This is a genomic window from Microvirga tunisiensis (assembly GCF_009296175.1).
GTDB classification, from domain to species: domain Bacteria; phylum Pseudomonadota; class Alphaproteobacteria; order Rhizobiales; family Beijerinckiaceae; genus Microvirga; species Microvirga tunisiensis.
The window spans coordinates 1-616 of record NZ_VOSK01000964.1 but is presented as its reverse complement, the minus strand read 5'-3'; the positions used below and the strand labels follow the sequence as shown (position 1 = coordinate 616).

1 protein-coding gene is annotated in these 616 nt (G+C 64.8%); it reads left to right on the top strand.

The features are described from left to right. Nucleotides 1–29 precede the first annotated feature (29 nt). Nucleotides 30–616: tyrosine-type recombinase/integrase (locus FS320_RS44755; RefSeq protein WP_244627796.1), on the top strand; the 587-nt coding region annotated here is incomplete at its 3' end.

Here is a 616-nt window from a genome sequence, read left to right as displayed (position 1 = left end):
TGAACGGCCGCTTCTCCTTTCCATCGCTGTTGGAGTCCTTCTTCCGCCATCGTATGACCCGGCAGCGCAATGCCACGCCAGCAACGATCGCCAGTTATCGGGATGCCCTTCGCATGCTGATCCTGTTTGCCGCCGATAGGACCGGATGTGGGCCATGCGAACTCACCATCGGCGACCTGGATCGCGACACCATCCTTGCCTTCCTCGATCACCTGGAGGTCTCGCGCGGGAACAAGGTCCAGACACGCAATGCGCGGCTGGCGGCGGTGCGATCCTTCTTCCAGCACGTCGCCGCCAACGACCCCGCCTCGCTTGGCATCGCCCATAGGATCCTCGCCATCCCGCTGAAGAAAGCGCACACCGAGATCACCCATCACCTCACGCGCGCGGAGCTGGATGCGCTCGTCGCGGCGCCTGATCAACGGACCGTGCGGGGCCGCCGCGATCGAACCTTGCTGCTGTTTCTCGGCCGCACCGGCGCCCGGGTAACCGAAGCAACGGGCGTTAATGTCGACGATGTCCAGCTCGACCGGACCAGGCCCCAGGTGCTTCTGCGCGGCAAGGGGCGCAGGGAACGTGTTGTGCCAGTCTCGGCCGATCTCGCTCAAGCCCTCAG